This is a genomic window from Aminobacter sp. MDW-2, assembly GCF_014250155.1.
GTDB classification, from domain to species: domain Bacteria; phylum Pseudomonadota; class Alphaproteobacteria; order Rhizobiales; family Rhizobiaceae; genus Aminobacter; species Aminobacter ciceronei.
The window spans coordinates 499,178-519,487 of the sequence record NZ_CP060198.1; the positions used below are offsets into that span (position 1 = coordinate 499,178).

The window sequence follows — 20,310 nt, forward strand, 5'->3', positions numbered from 1 at the left end:
ACATTAGACATGCCATTGCCCACACCAAACCTCTATCCCGCCTTCAACATCGTACGGCTGAGCCATGTCGAGCTGGCGGTGACGGACCTTGCCAAGTCCCGCGCCTTCTATGTCGACACGCTCGGCCTGCAGGTCACCGACGAGACCGCCGAAACCATCTATCTGCGCGCCATGGAAGAGCGCGGCCACCATTGCATCGTGCTGAAAAAGAGCGACCGGGCCGAAGCCCGCGACCTCGGCTTCAAGGTGTTTTCGGACGAAGATCTCGACAAGGCCGAGCACTTCTTCAGGGCGAAGGAGTTGCCGGTCGAATGGGTCGAGCGGCCGTACCAGTCGCGCACGTTGCGCACCCGCGACCCGCACGGCATTCCACTGGAGTTCTATTCCAGGATGGACCGGCTGGCGCCGATCCACCAGAAATACGCGCTCTACAAGGGCGTGAAGCCGCTGCGCATCGATCACTTCAACTGCTTCTCGCCCGACGTCGACCAGTCGGTCGCCTTCTACAACGAGCTCGGCTTCCGCGTCACTGAATTCACCGAGGACAACGAGACCGGTCGCCTGTGGGCGGCGTGGACCCACCGCAAGGGTGGCGTGCACGACATCGCCTTCACCAACGGGCTCGGACCGCGCCTGCACCATGTCGCGTTCTGGGTGCCGACGCCGCTCAACATCATCGATCTGCTCGACCTGATGGCAACCACCGGCTACGTCGGTAACATCGAGCGCGGACCCGGCCGCCACGGCATCTCCAACGCCTTCTTCCTCTACATCCGCGATCCCGACGGTCACCGCATCGAGATCTATTGCTCGGACTACCAGACGGTTGACCCCGACCTGGAGCCGATCAAGTGGGACCTGAAGGATCCGCAGCGCCAGACGCTGTGGGGCGCCCCTGCCCCGCGCTCGTGGTTCGAGGAAGGCAGCACATTCGCCGGCACCGAGCCGCGCCCGTCGGCGCTTGCCGCCTCGCCGATCATCGCACCGTGAGATCAGACATGACCGAACGGCCGCGTTTCGCCACTTACACCCACGCCGGCAAGACGAGCTACGGCGCGGTGACCGCCAAAGGTGTTGTCGACCTGGCACCACAGTTCCCGCAATGGCCGACGCTGCGCGAGGTTATCGCGGCGAACGGTCTCGCTCGGCTCACGGAAGCCGCTGAACAGCGCGCGGCCGACATTTCGGAAGCCGAGATCACCTACCAGATCCCGATCCCGGCGCCGGAGAAGCTGATCTGCGTCGGAGTCAACTTCCCCGACCGCAACGAAGAGTACAAGGACGGTCAGGCGGCGCCCGGCAATCCGTCGCTGTTCATCCGTTTCCCGCGTTCCTTTGTCGGCCATGGCGCGGCTATCGTCCGGCCACCGGAGTCACCGCAGTTCGACTATGAAGGCGAGATCGTCATCGTCATCGGCAAGGGCGGACGCCGCATTGCCGAGCGCGACGCGCTCGGCCATATCGCAGCACTTTCACTCTGCAACGAAGGCACGATCCGCGACTGGGTCCGGCACGCCAAGTTCAACGTGACCCAGGGCAAGAACTTCGACGCCACCGGCGCCATCGGCCCCTGGCTGGTGCCCTATACGGACGAAGCCCAGCTTGCCGACATTCGCCTGACGACGAAGGTCAATGGCGAGCTGCGGCAGGATGACCGCACAAGCCGCATGATCTTCGGCTTCCGCAAGCTGATCAGCTACATCTCGACCTTCACCACGCTTGTTCCGGGCGACGTCATCGTCACCGGCACACCGACCGGCGCCGGCGCGCGCTTCGATCCGCCGCGCTGGCTGGTCCCGGGCGACACCGTGGAAGTCGAAGCGGAAGGCATCGGCACATTGCGCAACACCGTCATGGACGAACAGCCATGAAGCTCAAGCCAGAGCAGCATCAGACAGCAGCGCAACGCCTCGACCAGGCCGAAAAGCAGCGCAAGCAGATCGGGCTGTTGTCGCTCGATCACCCCGAGATGGACATGGAGGACGCCTATGCAGTGCAGGCCGCATGGGTCCAGCTCAAGCTCGCCCAGGGTCGGCGCAGGATCGGCTGGAAGATCGGCCTGACATCGAAGGCGATGCAATATGCGCTCAACATCGACATTCCCGATTCAGGCGTCCTGCTTGACGACATGATGTTCCCGGATGCAGCAACCATCCCGGCTGACCGCTTCATCCAGCCGCGCATCGAGGCCGAGATCGCATTCGTCATGAAGGCGCCGTTGGAAGGTCCAAACACGACCGTCTTCGACGTGCTCAACGCCACCGATTTCATTGCGCCGGCCATCGAGATCCTCGACACGCGTATCCTGCGCAGCGACCCGGCAACGGGCCGCACCCGCACCATCGTCGACACCATCTCCGACAACGCCGCCAATGCCGGCATCTTCACCGGCGGGCGGCCAATGCGGCCGACCGAGGCCGACATGCGCTGGATCGGCGCCATCGTATCGCGCAATGGCGAAGTCGAGGAAACCGGCCTGGGTGCCGGCGTGCTCAACCATCCTGCAGCCGGCATAGCCTGGCTGGCCAACCGGCTCGCCATGTTCGGCGGTTCGATTGCGGCCGGCGACATCGTGCTCTCGGGCTCGTTCATCCGCCCCGTCGAAGCGCGCCACGGCGACACCATCATGGCCGACTTCGGCCCCTTCGGCACCGTAAGCGCCTACTTCGCCTGAGGACATCGTCATGCCCGCACCACGCAACATTTTCAAAGCCGCCCTGATGAACGGCGACGCCCAGATCGGCCTCTGGCTCGGTCTTGCCAATGCCTACACCGCCGAGATCTGCGCCGGCGCCGGCTTCGACTGGCTGGTCATCGACGGCGAGCACGCGCCGAACGACCTGCCCGTCATGGCCGCGCAACTACAGGCCATCGCGGCCTCCGGCTCTCATGCCGTCGTGCGCCCGCCGATCGGCGAAACCTGGATCATCAAGCAACTGCTCGACATCGGCGCCCAGACCATCCTGGTACCGATGGTCGAAACCGCCGACCAGGCGAAAGAGCTGGTCAAGGCAATGCGCTACCCGCCGCATGGCGTGCGCGGCGTGGGCGCAGCGCTTGCCCGCGCTTCCGCCTTCAACCGCATCCCCGACTATCTGGCCACCGCAAACGACCAGACCTGTCTGCTGGTCCAGCTGGAAAGCCAGGCCGGACTGGCGCAGCTTGAAGCCATCGCCGCTGTCGACGGCGTCGACGGCGTCTTCATCGGCCCGGCCGACCTCGCCGCCGACATGGGCCATCTCGGCAAGCCCGGCGCACCGGAGGTGCAGGCAGCCGTGGAGGATGCGATCCACCGCATTGGCATGTCAGGCAAGGCTGCCGGTATCCTCACTTCCGACGCCAGCCTGGCGCAGCGTTACCTGAACCTCGGTGCAACCTTCGTCGCAGTTGGCAACGACGTCGGCTTGCTGGCACAAGCAACCAGCGCACTTGCGGCGAAGTTCAGGTCCAGCGGCAAAGGCGAGCCGCAGGCAAGTGGCTCCGGCTACTGAGAATGCTCTATCTGAAATGAAGAAAGGGCGGTCCTTGTGCCGCCCTTTCCTTTTGCTGTCCTGCGTCTGCCGGCGCCAGCGGGCGGACTGCTTCGGCAGCACAAACTTGCAGCCACATCACGCTCAGCGCGTGATGTGGACCGTCTGCATCTGCATGTACTCTTCAAGCCCCCAGTGGCCGAACTCGACGCCGATGCCTGACTGTTTGGCGCCGCCAAAGGGTGCCGCCGGCGAGATCGAGCTGTGGTCGTTGACCCAGGCGGTTCCACATTCGAGACGCCGCGCCAGAGCTTCCGCCTTCTTGATGTCGGTCGACCAGATCGAACCACCCAGCCCGTTTTCGCTGGCATTGGCGCGCGCAATCGCATCGTCGACGTCGCTGTAGCGCACGATTGGCAGGATCGGGCCGAACTGCTCTTCGTCGACGATGCGCATGCCGTCCGTCACTTCGGTGACGACGGTCAGCGGGAAGAAATAGCCCGCCTCGTCTGACGCTTCGCCGCCTGCCAGGAAACGTCCGCCATTGGCCCGGGCGTCGTCGGCAAGTGCACGCACCAGATCGAACTGCGCCTTGTTTTGCAGGGGCCCGAATTGGCTGGCCGGATCGCTGGCCGGACCGACCTTGGCGGCACGCGCCAGGACAGCGATCTTTTCGGCGAGCGCGTCATGCAGGCTCTCATGCACGTAAAGGCGCTTGAGCGCGGCACATGTCTGGCCGCTATTGCCGAAGGACTTGGCGAAGATCACCGGCGCGATGGCGTCGATGTCGGCGTCGGGCAAGACGATTGCCGCATCGTTTCCGCCGAGTTCGAGCGTCAGGCGCTTCAGCGTGTCGGCGGCATTCGACATGATGTTGCGGCCGGTCGGCGTCGAGCCGGTGAAGACGATCTTGTCGATGCCGGGGTGGCCGGTGATGGCGCGACCAATGCCGCCTTCGCCGGTGACCGAATTGAGCACGCCGCGCGGCAGATGCACATTGGCAAGCTCGACGAGCCGAAGCGTGCTCAGCGGCGTGTAGGACGACGGCTTGATGACCACGCAATTGCCCGCCATCAGCGCCGGCATGACGTGCCAGGTGGCGATCAGCACCGGATGGTTCCACGGCGTGATCGAGCCGACAACGCCGAGCGGCTTGCGGTGTACCTCGATCCTGTTCTTCTCGTCGTCACGGATCACTTCAACCGGTGGCCTGAGCTTTGCCGTCTCGCGCATCCAGTGAATGGCGGCACCAATCTCGCCATGGGCGCTGGCGCGTGGTTTGCCCTGTTCGGTCGAGAGCAGCACCGCCAAGGCATCTTTGTCGGCTTCAACCGCGTTGGCGATCTCGTTGAGCAGGCGTGCCCTCTCTTCGATCACCGTGTCACGCCATGTCGGGAACGCTTTACGCGCGGCTGCGACGGCTGCGTCGAGATGCTCAGGACTGGCGGCAGGACAGTCGGCGAAGACCTCCGCCCGTGCGGGATCGATGACGCCAAACGTGCCTGCCGCCTCCACCCTTTCGCCATTGATGATCATCGCATGGGACTGCGTCATGGTTGTCTCCCTCGAATTTGAACCACCGCAAATCGCGGCACTGGCCGCACAAGCGGCCACGCTTCCTTCAGGCGGCATCGGCGGAAAAGCCGTCCAGCCAGCCTTCCCGTAGCTGCGGCACCGCGCGGATCAGGCTGCGCGTATAGTCGGACTGCGGCTGTTCGAACACGGTACGCGTATCGCCATGCTCGACGATACGTCCTGCCTGCATCACCGCGGTCTTGTGCGAGAAGCGCAGCGCGAGGCCAAGATTGTGGGTGATGAACAGGATGCTGAGGCCCTCGTCCTTGATCAGGCGGGTGAGCAGCTTGACGATGCTTTCCTCGACCAGCGGATCGAGCGCCGAGGTGATCTCGTCGCAGATCAGGATGTCCGGTTTTGCGGCAAGCGAACGGGCGATGCAGACGCGCTGCTTCTGCCCGCCCGAAAGCGATGCCGGATAGCGGTCGAGATAGGCCGCCGGAAGTTCGATCGCCTCCATCAGTTCGAGCAGCCGCTGCTCGGCGGCGACGCCACGCAATCCGTAGAAAAAGCTGAGCGGACGCCCGATGACATCGCGGACGGTCTGGCGCGGATTGAGCGCGAGGTCCGGCAGCTGGTGGATGTACTGGATCAGCCGCCGCTGATCGAAGCTGCGGCGCTCGACCACAGGCGCCAACACGCTGTCGCGCATGCGGATCTGCCCAGTGCGCGCTGGCTGCAGGCCAGCGATGCTGCGCGCCAAAGTGGTCTTGCCGCTGCCGGACTCGCCGACGAGCGCCAGCACCGAGCCGGCGCCAAGCCTGATCGACGCGTCCTTGACCGCCGTGACGCCGCCATAACCGACATCGACGTTGCGGACGTCGAGCAGGGTTTCGTCGCTGCCATTGGCAGTGGCATAGGTGCCATCGCCCTGGTGCGCGACAAGACGCTGGGCGTATTCCGTCTGCGGGTTGTCGACGAGCTGGCGCGTCGGCCCCTGCTCGACCATCTTGCCGTTGCGCATGACGACGACGCGGTCGGCCATCTGCGACACCACGGCCAGGTCATGCGAGATGTAGAGGGCGCCGCAATTGTGGGTGCTCGCCACCTTCTTGATCAGCCTGAGCACCTCGATCTGCGTCGTCACGTCGAGTGCTGTGGTCGGCTCATCGAAAATGATCAGGTCGGGCTGGTTGATCAGCGCCATGGCGATCATCGCCCGCTGCAACTGGCCGCCCGAGACCTGATGCGGATAGCGCCGGCCGAAACTCCTGGGGTCAGGAAGCTGGAGCTCCTCGAACAGCTCGACTGCCATGCGACGCCGCTGGGCTGAGGTCAGCTTCTGCGCCATCGCAGGGATTTCGGTGACCTGGTCCTCGAGCCGGTAGAACGGGTTGAACGCAGCCGCGGCACTTTGGGCGACGTAGGACGCCCTGGTGCGCCGGATGGTTTCGAGCTCGGTGGTTCCGAGTTCCATCAGCGACTGACCACACAGCTCGATCGAGCCTGATGTCGGCCTGCAGCCAGACTTGAACAGCATGATCGAGCTCAGCGCCAGCGTGCTCTTGCCGGCCCCTGACTCACCGATGATGCCAAGAACTTCGCCGCGATCGACATGGATCGAGACGTCGTCGAGCAGCACGCCCGACTTTGTCTCGACGCGCAGATTGTCGATGCTCAGTACCCGATTTCCGCTCATTTCACGTCCGGTTTGTCTGAAAAGCGGCCAACAAGCCAATCAACGATCCCGTTCACGCTCAGGCAGAACAGCGCGATGCAGAATGCCGGGATCAGCGGCGTCAGACGGCCGGTTGAAAGGGCGAGCGCATTCTCGCGGACGAGTCCGCCGAGATCGGCCGCAGGCGGCTGGATGCCGATGCCCAGGAAGCTGAGCGAACTGATGAAGAGTGCCGCGGAGGAAAGCCCCAGTCCGAACTGCGCCAAAAGCGACGGCACCATGTTAGGCAATATTTCCTTGAACAAATACCAGTGCAGCCGTTCGCCACGCAGGCGCCCGACCTCGACATACTCCATCGCCGCGAGGTCGCCGGCGATCGGCCGGGTCACGCGGTAATAGGTGCTCGACTGCAGCACGGCCATGGTCAGGATCAGCGTCGTCAGCGACACGCCGGCGATAGCCAGGATGATCAGCGCAAAGATGATCTGCGGGATCGACATCAGTATGTCGACGGCACGGCCGATGACGATATCGACCCAACCCTTGCTCAGGCCGGCGATAATGGCCAGCGACACGCCGATCATGCAGGCAAGGGTGGTGGCGATCAGCGTCGCAACGAAGGTGTAGCGCGTGGCGTAGAGAATGCGGGACAGCATGTCCCGGCCGAGGCCGTCGGCACCCAGCAGACCGCCCACGCCGGGCGCATCGAAAGCGGCATGGACCATCTCATTCGGCGGGAACGGCGCCAGCACCGGCGCAAGGATGGCGGCTGCCGCCATCGTTGCGAGGACGGCAAGGGAAACGGTCAGCGTCAACTTGCTCGACACGGTTCAGTTCCCCTTCCTGGGCAGGCGCTGACGCGGATTGACGAGCATGGCCAAAAAGTCGGCGGCAAAATTGAGCGAGATGAAGATGGTCGAGAACAGCACGCCGCAGGCCAGCACCATCGGGATGTCGCGATAGGCGACCGCGTCGACCATCAGCTTGCCCATGCCGGGATAGTTGAACACCGCCTCGATCACCACGACGTCGACGATCAGATACGCCATGGTGATCATGCAGATCGAAACGATCGGCGACAGTGCGTTGGGCAGCGCGTGCTTGAGGATGATCCTGTTGCGCGGAATGCCTTTGGTCTCGGCCATCAGGATATAGTCCGAACTCATCACTCCGAGCACGGCAGCGCGGGTGAGTTTCATCACATGGGCCTGGGCTACCAGCACCAGGGTCAGCACCGGCAATGTCAGCGCCGAAATCCATGTCGGCAGGCTGGCGCTGGAGCGAACCATCGACAGCGGTGGAAACAGCCCCAGCTTGACCGCGAAGATGAAGACCAAGAGGTAGCCGATCAGGAACGACGGCATCGACAGGAAGATCGCGGAGATCGAACCGGTGGCGGTGTCAATCGCCTTGCCGCGGTTGATCGCCGCGAGCAGCCCGACGCCGACGGCCAGCGGCAGGACGATCACCGCCGCCGAAAAGGCAAGGATCAGCGAGTTGATCAGCCGCGGCACCAACAGGTTGATGACCGGCTGCGAATTGGACAGCGATGTCCCGAAATCGCCGTGCAGCGCATTGCCGAGCCAGTGGAAATAGCGCACCGGCAAAGGTTGGTCGAGGCCCAGCTCGGTACGCAGGGCCAGGACCGTTTCAGGGGTGGCATTCTGGCCGAGCAACGCATTGGCTGCGTCGCCCGGCAACATCGACGTTCCCAGGAAAACCAGGAACGAAATGAAAAAGATCGACACGAGCCCGGACGCAACCCTGGCGACTACGAACGATTTCACCGGGGAATTGGCGAACAGAGTCATGCCGTCTTGTCCTGTCAGGCGAACCAGACCTGCTCGATGGCGCGGTAGCCGGCCATCTGCAGAGCCGACGGCACGAAACCGTCGAGGTCGCTGGTCGTGCCTTCAACCGTGCTGGAGAAGAAAGGAATGATGGTGCCGCCATCTTCCCGGCAGATCTTCTGTGCGGTCGCATAGAAGGCCTTGCGCTTCTCGAGGTCAGGCTCGGCGCGCGCGGCGATGACGGCGGCGTCGAAGTCCTTGTTCACCCACTTGCACTCGTTGTTTCCGGATGTGCTGAGGAAGGCGACCGAGAAGATCGCATCGGCAGTCGGCCGGTCGGAACGGGCCGAAACATGGAACGGCGTCTGGCCGACGATGGTTTCCCAATAACCGTCCGACGGCTCGCGCTTGACCTCGATCGGAATACCCGCCTTGGCGGCGTGCTCCTGGAAGATCACCGCCATGTCGACGGCACGCGACGAGATCGCTTCCGAGGTCTGCAGCACCAGCGGACCCTTGAAGCCGGTCTTGTCGAACAGTTCCTTGGCGCGCTTCGGATCGTATTCAGTCTGCGGCAGGTCGGCGGCAAAGACCGGATCGCTCGGTGCAACCGGCGTATCGTTGGCGATGCGGCCGACGCCGACCGAGACACGCTCGAGCATGTCGGGACGGTTGACGGCGAGCTTGAGCGCCATGCGCATGTCGGGATTGTCGAACGGCGCCATGTCGGTGCGCATGTTGAAGCAGATGAAGCCGCGGCCTTCGGTGTTGTAGATCTTCAGGTTCTGCATCTGGCGCATCAGCGGCGCGGTACGGGCGTCGAGCAGCGTGGTCAGATGGATCTGGCCGCTCTGGAACGCGCTGCCAAGCGCCGAGGCATCGTTGATGGCGAGGAATTCGAGGCTGTCGACGAAAGCTGCGTCCGACTTGAAGTAGTTTTCGTTGCGCTCGGCTTCGAGAACCTCGCCCGGCGAAAACCGCTTCAGCTTGTAAGGGCCGGTGCCGACACCGTCGAAGGTCGTCGTCCCGGCCGGAACGATGCCCAGCGAGAACGCCGTCAGCATCGCCGGGAACATGTAGTTGGCTTCGGGCAGGTCGATGATGACGCGGTTCGGCCCATCGGCGCGGATATCGCTCACGCCCTTGATGATGCTGCGCATGTTGGAGCGCGACGCTTCTTCGGCATGGCGCTTCAGCGAGAACACCACGTCCTCGCTGGTAAAGGCCTTGCCATTGTGGAAGGTCGCACCTTCGACCAGATCGAAGATCCAGCTCTTGCCGCCATTGGCCGGCTCCCAGCTCTTGGCGAGGCCGGGCCGCAGTTCCATGTCGAGGCCATGGACCTCGATCAGCGAATTGTAGGTGATGCCGGACATGACCGCGGTATAGGGCGAACCGAACGTGCGCGGATCCAGCGAATCCGCCGTCGAGGCGCCACCGCTGGCCACGACAAGGTGCCCGCCGCGCTTGGGCTCGGCCGCCCATGCGCCACCGCCGGGCAAAGCCGCCATCAGGCCGGAAGCCGCTGAGATCTTGAGCAGGCTTCGGCGCGAAATCGTAAACATCTTCCTCACTCCCTTTTTCGCAAATTGACCCGCAACGCCGCTTCTCTTGCGGCGTTCAGCAGGCATTCCCCTCTGCATTTCGGCTTGGAACCAAAGCGGCAGGACGCAGACCCTGCCGTTCCTCCGTGGTCAGTCGCCGGCTTCTCCTTTCGCCAGGTCGCCCAACTGACGCGACTTGACGAACTGCAGACGTCCGTAAACGAGGTTTCTGGCCGCATCGGGCTCACGCGCCTCGATGCAGGCGATCAGCGCGCGCTGGAACGCCACCGCGCGACGGGCCACGTCAGGCGAAGATCCCCTGACATAGAGCGGCATCAGGACATGGCTCAGCGCCCTGAATTGCGCTGCCAGCACCCGATTGTGTGAGGCGGCGACGACGCAGCCGTGAAAGTTGATCGCCGCCCAGGTGAACTCCTCGGCGTCGTCGACCAGACGCTCGGCCTCGGCCAGCGCATCATGCAGCGCCTTGATGTCGGCACCGGTCGCATTGCTGGCGGCAAGCCCCGCCGCCATCACTTCGATGGCAATCTGCGTGTCGAGCAGTTCCTCGGTGCTTATCCCGATCAGCTTCAGCTGAATGGCGATGGTCTCGGCCAGCCGCTCCGAATTGCCCTCGGCAACGAAGATGCCGCCCTTGATGCCGACCTTGACCTCGATCACGCCCGACGCCTGCAGCGAACGCAAGGCATCGCGCATGGTCATGCGGCTGACGCCGAACTGCAGCGCAAGCGAAGCTTCCGAACCCAGCCGATCACCGGGCGCCAGCCTGCCGGCAAACAGCACGGTCCGGATCTGGTCGATCACACTCGCCGACAGCGTCGTCTGCTTGCCCGAAGACCACAGCCGCTCGGCCGGGCCAACCATCTGGGTAAGACCGCTACCTTCGGCGTCAGGTGCCTTTTGCATGTCGATCCCTTTGATAAGATATTTAGGACAAAAAAGATCATTCCAAGCCAAATATCAAGCGAAAAATGACGATTGCGCGACCAAATTTTTTAAACTATCATATATTTCAAGATTGGCGGTGACGAGCTCCCGCATTCAACAATTTCAATCAGTTGAGTTGGATATGGTCACAGAAGATCAGATAGATCGCTCGTTGCGCATCGGCTGCGAGAGGGTTCGGACGGCCGATCGCGAGATCCTGCCCGTCATCAACCCCGCCAGCGGTGAAACCGTCGGCGAAATCCCGGTTGCGACCACCGTCGACCTGGACAATGCACTGGCTGCGGCCGACACGGCCTTCCGCTCCTGGCGCAAGGTTTCGGCCTTCGAGCGCTACAAGATCCTGCGCCAGGCAGCGGCCCTGCTGCGTGAACGCGCACCTGCCATCGCCCGCTTCATGACGCTCGAACAAGGAAAGCCGGTCGGCGATTCCATGGCCGAGGTGCAAGGTGCTGCCGACATCTTCGACTGGTATGCCGAGGAAGGCCGACGCGCCTATGGACGCATCATCCCGTCGCGCACAGCGGGTGTCCGCAGCCTGGTGTTCCGCGAGCCGATCGGCCCGGTCGCAGCCTTCACGCCGTGGAATTTCCCGGTCACCATCCCGGCGCGCAAGATCGCCGCTGCCCTTGCCGCCGGCTGTTCCTGCATCGCCAAGCCGGCTGAGGAGACACCTTCACCGACGCTGGCGATTGCCCAGGCGCTCGCAGATGCCGGCCTTCCCGACGGCGTGCTCAACATCGTCTTCGGCGTGCCGGACCATATTTCGACGCATCTGATCGCATCGCCGATCATCAAGAAGATTTCGTTCACCGGCTCGACCCGCGTCGGCAAACACCTCGCCAGACTGGCGGCAGACGGCGTCAAGCCGGCGACGCTCGAACTCGGCGGCCACGCTCCCACGATCGTTTTCGCCGACGCCGATATCGAGAAGGCGGCGGAGATGACGGCACGGTCCAAGTATCGCAATGCCGGCCAGATTTGCATCACGCCGACACGCTTTTACCTGCACGAAGCCATTCACGACCGGTTCGTCGCAAAATTCCGCGCCGTCGCTGCGTCACTCAAGCTGGGTGATGGCCTCGATCCTGCAACGCAGATGGGTCCCCTCGCCAATAGCCGCCGCATCGACGCCATGGAAAGCCTGGTTTCGGACGCGCAGCGCGCCGGCGCCCGCATCGAGCTGGGCGGCGAACGCAAGGGCGAGCGCGGCTACTTCTGGCAGCCGACCGTGCTGACCGACGTACCGAACGAGGCGCGGATCATGAATGAGGAGCCGTTCGGCCCGGTCGCTGTGACACGTCGATTCAAGGACTTCGACGAGGTCGTTGCCGAGGCCAACAGGCTTCCTTTCGGCTTATCCGCCTATGCCTTCACCCGCGACACGACGACGGCCACCCGCATCGGCGACGAACTCGAATCCGGCATGGTCGGCATCAACAACATGATGCTGACGACGCCCGAGACCCCGTTCGGCGGGGTCAAGGAGAGCGGCTATGGCTCCGAAGGCGGGGCGGAAGGCCTTGATAGCTATCTCGTGACCAAATTCGTGACACAGGGTTGAAGCGTAGCGCAATGACCGAGCATTCCATTCCCAACTTCCGTGAGATCGGCGAAATCACCGGGTCGACGGATTCCCGCGACGTGCTGGCGCACGCCACCAAGCAGGCCGCCAGGAATTTCGACGACTATCTCATCGTCGACGTCGACGCCCATGTTTCGGAAGATCATTTCTGGTCGGAGATCATCGACCTGATCGACAATGACGTGCTGCGTCAGATCGGCCAGCACCAGGTCAAGGGCTTTGGCGGCCAGAACGCGCTGCTCAACATCTCACCGGGCCTGTCGCTGCAGAGCGTCGGCGGCCGCATCGGCCACCAGGGCCGGCGCGAGCCGGTCAGCGACGACAGTGTCCACCGCTTCATCTCGACCGCCCGCCGCAGCATGGATGCGATGGGTCTCGACTACCAGGTGGTGTTCCCGAGCGCCATGCTGCTGCTCGGCATGCACCCGCAGGACGAGATCGAGGTGGCGCTGGCCAAGGCGTTCAACCGCTGGATGATCGAACGCATCCTGCCGATCGACAGCCGCATGAAGGGCCTGCTCTATTTGCCCTTCAACACGCCCGAGGCGTGCGAAGAGCTGGTCGAGCGCTACGGCGACACCGAAGGCATCATCGGCTTCACTGTCTGCTCGACCCGCAACAAGCCGGTCCACCACGACTGCTACATGCGGCTCTATTCGATGATCCAGGATCTGGACAAGCCGCTGGCTTTCCACTCCGGCTATCATTGGGGCGATCCGTCCTTCGCGCAGCTCAACCGCTTCCTGTCGATGCATGCGCTGTCGTTCACCCACTACAACCAGATCCATCTCACCAATTGGATCGTCAACGCGATGCCCGAGCGCTTCCCCAAGCTCAACATGCTGTGGGTGGAGAGTGGCCTCGCCTGGATCCCGTTCCTGATGCAGCGGCTCGACCATGAAGTGCTGATGCGCCCCAGCGAGGCCCCTGGCCTGAAGCGGCTGCCGAGCGAATATATGCGCGAGATGTACTACACGAGCCAGCCGCTCGAGCGCACCAACATGAAGCTTCTCGAAGCGACCATGGAGGCGATGAACGCCGAGACCCAGTTGCTCTACTCCTCGGACTGGCCGCACTGGGACTGGGATTCGCCGGCGACCATCGACTCGCTGCCGTTCCTCTCCGAGCAGGCCAAGCGCAACATCCTCGGCCTCAACGCCGCGCGGCTGTTCAAGCTCGACACGACCCGTCGCAAGCCGCTGGCTGAGGACGTCCTCGCCAATCGCCCCAAAACCGCATCGTAATGGCACAGAACATGACGACATCAGAACATGGCGCTGGTTTCAGCGCGGCCGCCGCAGCGATAGCCGCATCTGCTGAGGAGGCCCTGGCATCCGGAACGCTCGACAGGGTGAGCGAGGCCGATATCGCCGTAGCATTCACCGCGCTCGGCAAGCTCTACGCAACCAAAGTCGAGAAGTCGGACAAGATTTTTCCGCCTGTCGGCCAGGACGCGCTGACCGCCACCGAGACAGCAGTCTTGGTCAGCGAACTGCTGCGCGCCGCCGATCTCAACGTCTTCGACCTCGCAATGTGGTTCCGGAGGGCATCGTGAGCGCCCCTGACATGGCGACGGCAGCGTCGCAACAGATCGTGTTGGGCCGTCACGACGAGCTCAAGAAGCGCCAACGCATGGTCATCGATGTCGACGGCACAGGCATCGGCATCTACTTCGTCGGCGAAGAAGTGCGCGCCTACCTCAACATCTGCCCGCATATGGGCGGACCGGTTTGCCAGGGCAAGATCATGCCGCGCACGCTGGAACTGGTGGCCGACAACGGCAAGAGCCTCGGCCTTGGCTTTTCCAAGGAACAGCTCCACATCGTCTGTCCCTGGCATGGCTTCGAGTTCGACATGTTGACCGGCCGTCACCCGATCGACCCAAAGGTCGGCCTGACTCCTGTTCCCGTGCAGGTAACCGACGGCAACGTCGTGGTGACAGTCGGGAGCCCACGGGCATGACGGCGATGGTGGAAACCGACGTCCTCATCGTCGGCGCCGGGCCGGTCGGGCTGACGCTGGGCATGATCCTGGCGCAGCGCGGCGTCGCCGTGACGATCCTTGAGACACGTCACCATGGCGAACCGCCGAACGTGAAATGCAATCACGTCTCGGCACGTTCGATGGAGATACTGAGACGGCTGGGCGTCGCCGGCGCGGCACGCAATGCCGGCTTGCCCGAGGATTATGCCAACGACATCGCCTACCGCACCTCGATGACCGGCAAGGCGATCACGCGCATCCCCATCCCCTGCCGACGCGACCGCTTCACGGCAACCGGCGGGCCCGATACCGACTGGCCGACGGCCGAGCCGCCACACCGCATCAACCAGCTGTTCCTGGAACCGATCCTGTTCGAACACGCAGTGGCAATGCCGGGACTGACGGTGCTCAACCGCACCGAATATCTGGCGCATGCCGAAACCAAAGATGGCGTGCAGATCAGCGCCCGCAACATCGATAGCGGCGAACAGACGACGATCACGGCGCGTTATCTCGCCGGCTGCGATGGCGGCCGCTCGCAGGTTCGCCGCGACATCGGCGCCAAGCTCGTCGGCGACGCCGTCGTGCAGCGCGTGCAGTCGACCTACATCCGTGCGCCGCAGTTGCTCGGCATGATGAACGACGCGCCGGCCTGGGCGAGCTTTTCGCTCAATCCACGGCGCAGTGGCAATGTTTATGCCATCGACGGCCGCGAGACCTGGCTGGTGCACAACTATCTGCGTGACGACGAGCCGGATTTCGACAGCGTCGACCGCGACTGGTCGATCCGCGAAATCCTCGGCGTCGGACCGGACTTTTCCTACGAGGTCCTGTCCAACGAAGACTGGTTCGGCCGTCGCCTCGTCGCCGACAGCTTCCACAAAGGCCGGGTCTTCATCTGCGGCGACGCAGCACATCTGTGGGTGCCTTACGCCGGCTACGGCATGAACGCCGGCATCGCCGACGCCGAGTGCCTGGGCTGGCTGCTTGCCGCCAACATCGCCGGATGGGGCAATGCAGGCATGCTCGATGCCTATGCAGCCGAGCGCCAGCCGATCACCGAGCAGGTCTCGGTCTTCGCCATGAACCATGCCCATGCCATGGCCAAGGAACGCAAGGTCGTGCCTGTCGACATCGAAGACGACACGGCAGAAGGTGCCGCCGCGCGCGAGGCGCTGGGACGCAAGATCTACGACCTGAACGTCCAGCAATATTGCTGCGGCGGCCTCAACTTCGGCTACTATTACGACCGTTCGCCGATCATATCCTATGACGAGCAGGCGCAGCCGGCCTACTCGATGGCCGAGTTCACGCCGTCGACGGTGCCCGGCTGTCGCACGCCGCACATCTGGTTGGCGGACAAGCGCTCGCTCTATGACGCGATGGGCCCCGACTACACCTTGCTGCGCTTCGACCCGTCCCGCGACGTCACACCCTTGATGGCGGCGGCAGCCGCGCGTGGGATTCCGGTCCAGCTGCTTGACGTGGTGCCCGGCAGCGATGGCGTGGGGCCTTACGCCGAAGCCCTGGTGCTGTCGCGTCCTGACCGGCACGTCGCCTGGCGCGGCGATGCCTGCCCGACCGACCCCAACGCCCTGCTCGACACCATCACCGGCACCACCGCCTCAATGAACTGAGGCGGGCCAATGCGAAATTTTCTGGAATTCTGGAGTGCCCGATGAAGATCATCGACTGTCACGCACATATGGCGGTGCCGCATCAGCTTCCCGCCTACAAGGCCAGCATCCTGTCGCATCGCGGCGCGCATGGCCGCAAGGCGCCGCCTGTCTCCAACGAAGCGCTGGAGCAGGCCTTCAACCGCGTCGAGATGGCACCGATGGGTCACCTCGCCTGTCTCGACCAGGCCGGCGTCGACATCCAGCTTTTGTCGCCGCGCCCGTTCCAGCTCATGCATTCCGAAGAACCCAAGAAGCTGGTGCACTGGTATGTCGAATACGCCAACGACATCATCGCCCAGGAATGCGCACTCTATCCGGAGCGCTTCTATGGCGTCGCCGGCCTGCCGCAGACCGGTGACAGCCCTATCACCGAGGCGCTGCCGGAGCTCGAACGCTGCGTCAAGGAATTCGGCTTCCGCGGCTGCCTGATCAACCCCGATCCGTTCGAAAACAATGGCCGCATGGCGCCGCCGATGGGCGATCGCTACTGGTACCCGCTCTACGAAAAGCTCTGCGAACTCGACGTCGTCGGCCATATCCATTCGGCAAGCTCACGGGCGCCTGAGCGCGAACCCTATTCGCTGCACTTCATCAACGAAGAGACCACCGCGGTCTACGGCCTGTGCAAGTCGACCGTGCTGGAAGACTTTCCCGCGCTCAAGATCCTGGTCAGCCACGGCGGCGGCGCGATCCCCTACCAGCTCGGCCGCTTCGACGCGACCACGGTGCCGCGCAACGGCATGTCGACATCAGGTGTGCGTTTCCGCGACAGGCTGCAGAAGCTCTATTTCGACACCGTGCTCTATTCGCGCGACGCGATCGAACTGCTGGTCAAGGTGGTCGGCGCCTCGCAGTGCCTCTACGGCGCGGAAATGCCCGGCGTCGGATCATCGATCGACCCCGAGACCGGCGAGACCTTCGACACCATCATCCCGCACATCAACGGTCTGTCGTTCATCTCTGATGATGAACGCAAGGCAATCCTGGGCGGCAATGCCGCGCGGCTTTTCAACATCGAAGCCTGAAGCCAGGTCACCTGAAGCGCAGCCTTGGAACAACATGGAGGCTACCTATGGCGAAAATAGTCGGTTTCATCTGCACGGCCCATGGGCCGCAACTGCACACCACGCCTGACAAATGGCTGCTGCGCGTCCAGTCGGACCGAACCCGCATGCACCCGTTCCGGGGCGGCGTCTATTCGTTCGACCAGCTCTGCGAATTGCGCAAGGACGAGAACCTTGCCGAACGCAGCACCATGGCGGCGATGACTGCAAATTATGAGAAGTGCCACATCGCCAGCGAACGACTGGCCGATGCCTTCGATGCCATGAAGGCCGACGTCGCCATCATCTTCGGCAACGACCAGCACGAAATCTACGGCGAGGATTTGAGCCCGCCCTACATGATCTACTACGGCGATAAGATCCGCCATCATCCGGCGACCGAGGAGGGCCGCCGCCTGATGCCGCCTGGTGTCGCCGAGGGCGAGGCCGGGCATGCACCGGAAGAGTATCGCGAATACGATACGGTGCCGGAGCTCGCCAAGCACATCATCGGCAATCTGGTCGAGAACGAGTTCGACATCACCGTCTCGCCAAAACTGCCGACACACAATCCGCGCACGACCGGCATCAGCCACGCCTTCGGCCATATCTACCGCCAGGTGATGCGCGACAAGGTCATCCCCAACGTTCCGATCTACCAGAACACCTTCTTCCCGCCGAACCAGCCGACCGCCCGCCGTTCCTACAAGTTCGGCCAGGTCGTCGGCGAGGCCATCCGCTCCTGGAACAGCGACGCCCGTGTCGTCGTGTTCGGGTCGGGCGGCATGAGCCATTTCACCATCGATGAGGACTGGGACGCCCGCTTCATGCAGGCGATGCGCGAAAAGGATGCCGAGTTCCTCAAGAACATCCCGCTTTCGGAGCTCCAGTCGGGCACTTCGGAGATGAAGAGCTGGATCACCACCGCAGGTGTCATGGAAGCCTACGACACAGAGTTCCATGAAGTGGCCTATGTGCCTTGCTACCGCTCACCGGCCGGTACCGGCACCGCCCAGGGCATGTACTGGTGGGGCGTCAAGTCATGAGCGCAGAGTTGCTTGAACGGCTGCGCCGGCTCGATGCCTGCACGGTCTCGGACGCGCTCGACGCACTCGGCCTGCCTGGTGCCGTCACCGGCATCGCCCGCCGCTCCGGCAGCGGCGTGGTGGCCGGGCGCGTTGTCACTGTCGCCCTCGCCGAAGGCCCGGCGCCGGCAGGCGCACCCAAGGTCCATCTTGGTGCCCGCGCCATCGAAGCCGGCGACGCCAACTCGCTGATCGTCGTTTCCCATCCCGGCATCGATGCCGGCGGCTGGGGCGGAGTGCTGACCCAGGCCGCGCGCCTTGTCGGCATCCAGGGCGTGATCGTCGATGGGCCGTTGCGTGACATGGACGAAGCCAACGGGCTCGACTTTCCGATCTTTGCCCGCGCGACCACCGTGCGCACGGCTCGCGGCCGCGTCCATGAGGTCGCAACCAACGTGCCCGTCACCATCGACGCGGTGATCGTGACGCCCGGCGACTACGTCATTTCAGACGGTTCGGGTGCGGTGTTCATCACCGCCGACAATGCAGAAAAGGTGATCCGGACCGGCGAGCGTATCGCTGCCAAGGAACGCCTGATGATCGAAGCCCTGAAGACCGGCAAGCCGGTCTCCCAGGTGCTCGGCGCCGATTACGAAGACATGCTCGAGGCAATTCAATGACCGACCAGGCCGTCGAACGCGCCGGAAAACACGACTGCGCCACCCTGTCCGACGCCATGGACCGGCTCGGCATCGAAGGCGTCTGCCGGGGCATCAAGCCACGCGACCACAAATTCAGGCTTGTCGGCCGCGCCTTCACCGTCCGCTACGTGCCGGTCGACGTGCTGGCACCGGGCAATGTCGGCGACTTCATCGATGACCTGCCGGCCGGCACCGTCGTTGTGCTCGACAATCGCGGCCGCGAGGACTGCACGGTCTGGGGCGATATCATGACCCAGTTGGCCAACCACAAGGGCCTTGCCGGGACTGTCATCGACGGCGCCTGCCGCGACGTCGATCTTTGCCTCAGGCTCGGCTACCCGATCTATTCGCGCAGCTATTCGATGAAGACCGGCAAGGACCGTGTCCAGGTCGACGCCACCGGCATCACGGTCGAGATCGGCGGCGCGCTGGTTCGCCAGGGCGACATCCTGGTCGGCGATGCCGACGGCGTCGTCATCATTCCGAGCGAGCGGGCCGAGCAGGTTCTCGACCTCGCCGACGAGATCGCCATCGCCGAAAACGCCATCCGGAAAGCCATCACCGAGGGCATGTCGCTGCGCGATGCCCGCGTGAAGTACCGCTACCACTCACTGCAGACCCGCCAGTCATGAACAAGGTCGTCCGCAACATCGAACGCGCCGACAGCGCGGCAATCGCCCGGCTGGCCAAGGCCGGCGTCGCCACCACCCACGAAGCTCTAGGCCGCACCGGCCTGATGAGCTCGCGCATGCGGCCGATCTATCCGGGTGCCGCCATAGCGGGAAGCGCCGTCACCGTCCTGGTGCCGCCCGGCGACAACTGGATGATCCATGTGGCTATCGAGCTGATCAAGCCAGGCGACATCCTTGTCGTGGCACCTTTCTCGCCGTCCGACGCCGGCTATTTCGGCGACCTGCTGGCGACCTCGGTCATGGCGCGCGGCGGCATCGGCCTGGTCATCGACGCAGGCGTCCGCGACATCCGCGACCTCACCCAGATGAAGTTTCCGGTCTGGTCGACAGCGATCTGTGCCCAGGGAACGGTCAAGGAAACAATCGGATCGGTGAACGTTCCGGTCTCGTGTGCCGGTGCGGTGGTCAATCCCGGGGACGTCGTCGTCGCCGATGACGACGGCGTCGTGATCATCCCGCGCCAACTGGCCGATACCGTCGCACAACTTTCCGAGCGACGCATCGCCGATGAGGAAGCCAAGCGCACAGAACTCGCCAAGGGCGTCCTCAGCCTCGATCTATTCAATCTGCGCGGGCGCCTGAAGGACAAGGGCCTCGAATACTGACGCCAGACACGGCGCCGCAAACCAGTCAGCAGCA

At 63.7% G+C, this 20,310-nt stretch carries 20 protein-coding genes; 14 read left to right on the plus strand and 6 right to left on the minus strand.

Going from position 1 to position 20,310, the window contains the following annotated elements; all coding sequences use genetic code 11:
• The first annotated feature begins 9 nt into the window (after positions 1-9).
• Genes hpaD through hpaI form a run of 4 tightly spaced genes read left to right on the plus strand, consistent with a single transcriptional unit; the run spans position 10 to position 3,491 of the window.
• Positions 10-990, plus strand: a complete 981-nt coding sequence (gene hpaD, locus H5P29_RS30985; RefSeq protein WP_067967614.1) for a 3,4-dihydroxyphenylacetate 2,3-dioxygenase — start codon at positions 10-12, stop codon at positions 988-990.
• An 8-nt stretch (positions 991-998) separates the two neighbouring features.
• Positions 999-1,871, plus strand: coding sequence for a fumarylacetoacetate hydrolase family protein (locus tag H5P29_RS30990; RefSeq protein ID WP_154384279.1), 873 nt, complete (start codon positions 999-1,001; stop codon positions 1,869-1,871).
• Positions 1,868-2,674, plus strand: a complete 807-nt coding sequence (gene hpaH, locus H5P29_RS30995) for a 2-oxo-hept-4-ene-1,7-dioate hydratase (RefSeq protein WP_154384278.1) — start codon at positions 1,868-1,870, stop codon at positions 2,672-2,674. Before H5P29_RS30990 ends, hpaH begins: the two co-directional genes overlap by 4 nt.
• 10 nt (positions 2,675-2,684) lie before the next feature.
• Entirely contained in the window at positions 2,685-3,491 is an 807-nt protein-coding gene (gene hpaI / locus H5P29_RS31000; RefSeq protein WP_154384277.1) for a 4-hydroxy-2-oxoheptanedioate aldolase, read from the plus strand.
• Positions 3,492-3,614: 123 nt separating this feature from the next.
• Here the strand turns inward: hpaI and H5P29_RS31005 are convergent, their stop codons facing one another.
• The 6 genes from H5P29_RS31005 to H5P29_RS31030 all read right to left on the minus strand — a co-directional run bounded on the left by H5P29_RS31005 (position 3,615) and on the right by H5P29_RS31030 (position 10,924).
• A complete protein-coding gene (locus H5P29_RS31005) occupies positions 3,615-5,024 on the minus strand; it encodes an aldehyde dehydrogenase family protein (RefSeq protein WP_154384276.1) in 1,410 nt (469 codons plus the stop codon).
• Positions 5,025-5,091: 67 nt separating this feature from the next.
• Positions 5,092-6,684, minus strand: a complete 1,593-nt coding sequence (locus tag H5P29_RS31010) for an ABC transporter ATP-binding protein (RefSeq protein WP_154384275.1) — start codon at positions 6,682-6,684, stop codon at positions 5,092-5,094.
• Positions 6,681-7,490 carry an ABC transporter permease gene (locus H5P29_RS31015; RefSeq protein WP_245432197.1) on the minus strand — a complete coding sequence of 270 codons (810 nt, stop codon included), beginning with the start codon at positions 7,488-7,490 and terminating at the stop codon, positions 6,681-6,683. Before H5P29_RS31015 ends, H5P29_RS31010 begins: the two co-directional genes overlap by 4 nt.
• A 3-nt stretch (positions 7,491-7,493) precedes the next feature.
• On the minus strand, positions 7,494-8,474 hold the full coding sequence (locus H5P29_RS31020; RefSeq protein WP_067967595.1) for an ABC transporter permease: 981 nt from the start codon (positions 8,472-8,474) through the stop codon (positions 7,494-7,496).
• 14 nt (positions 8,475-8,488) lie between these two features.
• On the minus strand, positions 8,489-10,018 hold the full coding sequence (locus tag H5P29_RS31025; protein WP_067967591.1) for an ABC transporter substrate-binding protein: 1,530 nt from the start codon (positions 10,016-10,018) through the stop codon (positions 8,489-8,491).
• A gap of 129 nt (positions 10,019-10,147) precedes the next feature.
• Positions 10,148-10,924, minus strand: coding sequence for a FadR/GntR family transcriptional regulator (locus H5P29_RS31030; RefSeq protein ID WP_067967588.1), 777 nt, complete (start codon positions 10,922-10,924; stop codon positions 10,148-10,150).
• Between the two features lie 163 nt (positions 10,925-11,087).
• On the opposite strand from H5P29_RS31030, the gene H5P29_RS31035 reads away from it, so the two are divergent.
• Genes H5P29_RS31035 through H5P29_RS31080 form a run of 10 tightly spaced genes read left to right on the plus strand, consistent with a single transcriptional unit; the run spans position 11,088 to position 20,276 of the window.
• Positions 11,088-12,527: an NAD-dependent succinate-semialdehyde dehydrogenase gene (locus tag H5P29_RS31035; protein WP_154384274.1), complete on the plus strand. Its 1,440-nt coding sequence runs from the start codon at positions 11,088-11,090 to the stop codon at positions 12,525-12,527.
• Positions 12,528-12,538: 11 nt separating this feature from the next.
• Positions 12,539-13,792: an amidohydrolase family protein gene (locus H5P29_RS31040; protein ID WP_154384273.1), complete on the plus strand. Its 1,254-nt coding sequence runs from the start codon at positions 12,539-12,541 to the stop codon at positions 13,790-13,792.
• Between the two features lie 11 nt (positions 13,793-13,803).
• Entirely contained in the window at positions 13,804-14,103 is a 300-nt protein-coding gene (locus tag H5P29_RS31045) for a hypothetical protein (protein WP_154384272.1), read from the plus strand.
• On the plus strand, positions 14,100-14,510 hold the full coding sequence (locus tag H5P29_RS31050) for a Rieske 2Fe-2S domain-containing protein (protein ID WP_210252501.1): 411 nt from the start codon (positions 14,100-14,102) through the stop codon (positions 14,508-14,510). The genes H5P29_RS31045 and H5P29_RS31050 overlap by 4 nt, the downstream gene beginning before the upstream one ends.
• On the plus strand, positions 14,507-16,168 hold the full coding sequence (locus H5P29_RS31055) for an FAD-dependent oxidoreductase (protein WP_067967574.1): 1,662 nt from the start codon (positions 14,507-14,509) through the stop codon (positions 16,166-16,168). Before H5P29_RS31050 ends, H5P29_RS31055 begins: the two co-directional genes overlap by 4 nt.
• A gap of 41 nt (positions 16,169-16,209) precedes the next feature.
• Positions 16,210-17,235 carry an amidohydrolase family protein gene (locus H5P29_RS31060; protein ID WP_067967571.1) on the plus strand — a complete coding sequence of 342 codons (1,026 nt, stop codon included), beginning with the start codon at positions 16,210-16,212 and terminating at the stop codon, positions 17,233-17,235.
• Between the two features lie 47 nt (positions 17,236-17,282).
• A complete protein-coding gene (locus tag H5P29_RS31065; RefSeq protein ID WP_067967568.1) occupies positions 17,283-18,299 on the plus strand; it encodes a hypothetical protein in 1,017 nt (338 codons plus the stop codon).
• Positions 18,296-18,958, plus strand: a complete 663-nt coding sequence (locus tag H5P29_RS31070) for an RraA family protein (RefSeq protein ID WP_154384271.1) — start codon at positions 18,296-18,298, stop codon at positions 18,956-18,958. Before H5P29_RS31065 ends, H5P29_RS31070 begins: the two co-directional genes overlap by 4 nt.
• Complete coding sequence (locus tag H5P29_RS31075) at positions 18,955-19,611, plus strand: RraA family protein (protein WP_067967562.1); 657 nt, start codon at positions 18,955-18,957, stop codon at positions 19,609-19,611. Before H5P29_RS31070 ends, H5P29_RS31075 begins: the two co-directional genes overlap by 4 nt.
• Complete coding sequence (locus H5P29_RS31080; protein ID WP_067967559.1) at positions 19,608-20,276, plus strand: 4-carboxy-4-hydroxy-2-oxoadipate aldolase/oxaloacetate decarboxylase; 669 nt, start codon at positions 19,608-19,610, stop codon at positions 20,274-20,276. The genes H5P29_RS31075 and H5P29_RS31080 overlap by 4 nt, the downstream gene beginning before the upstream one ends.
• Positions 20,277-20,310: the final 34 nt, after the last annotated feature.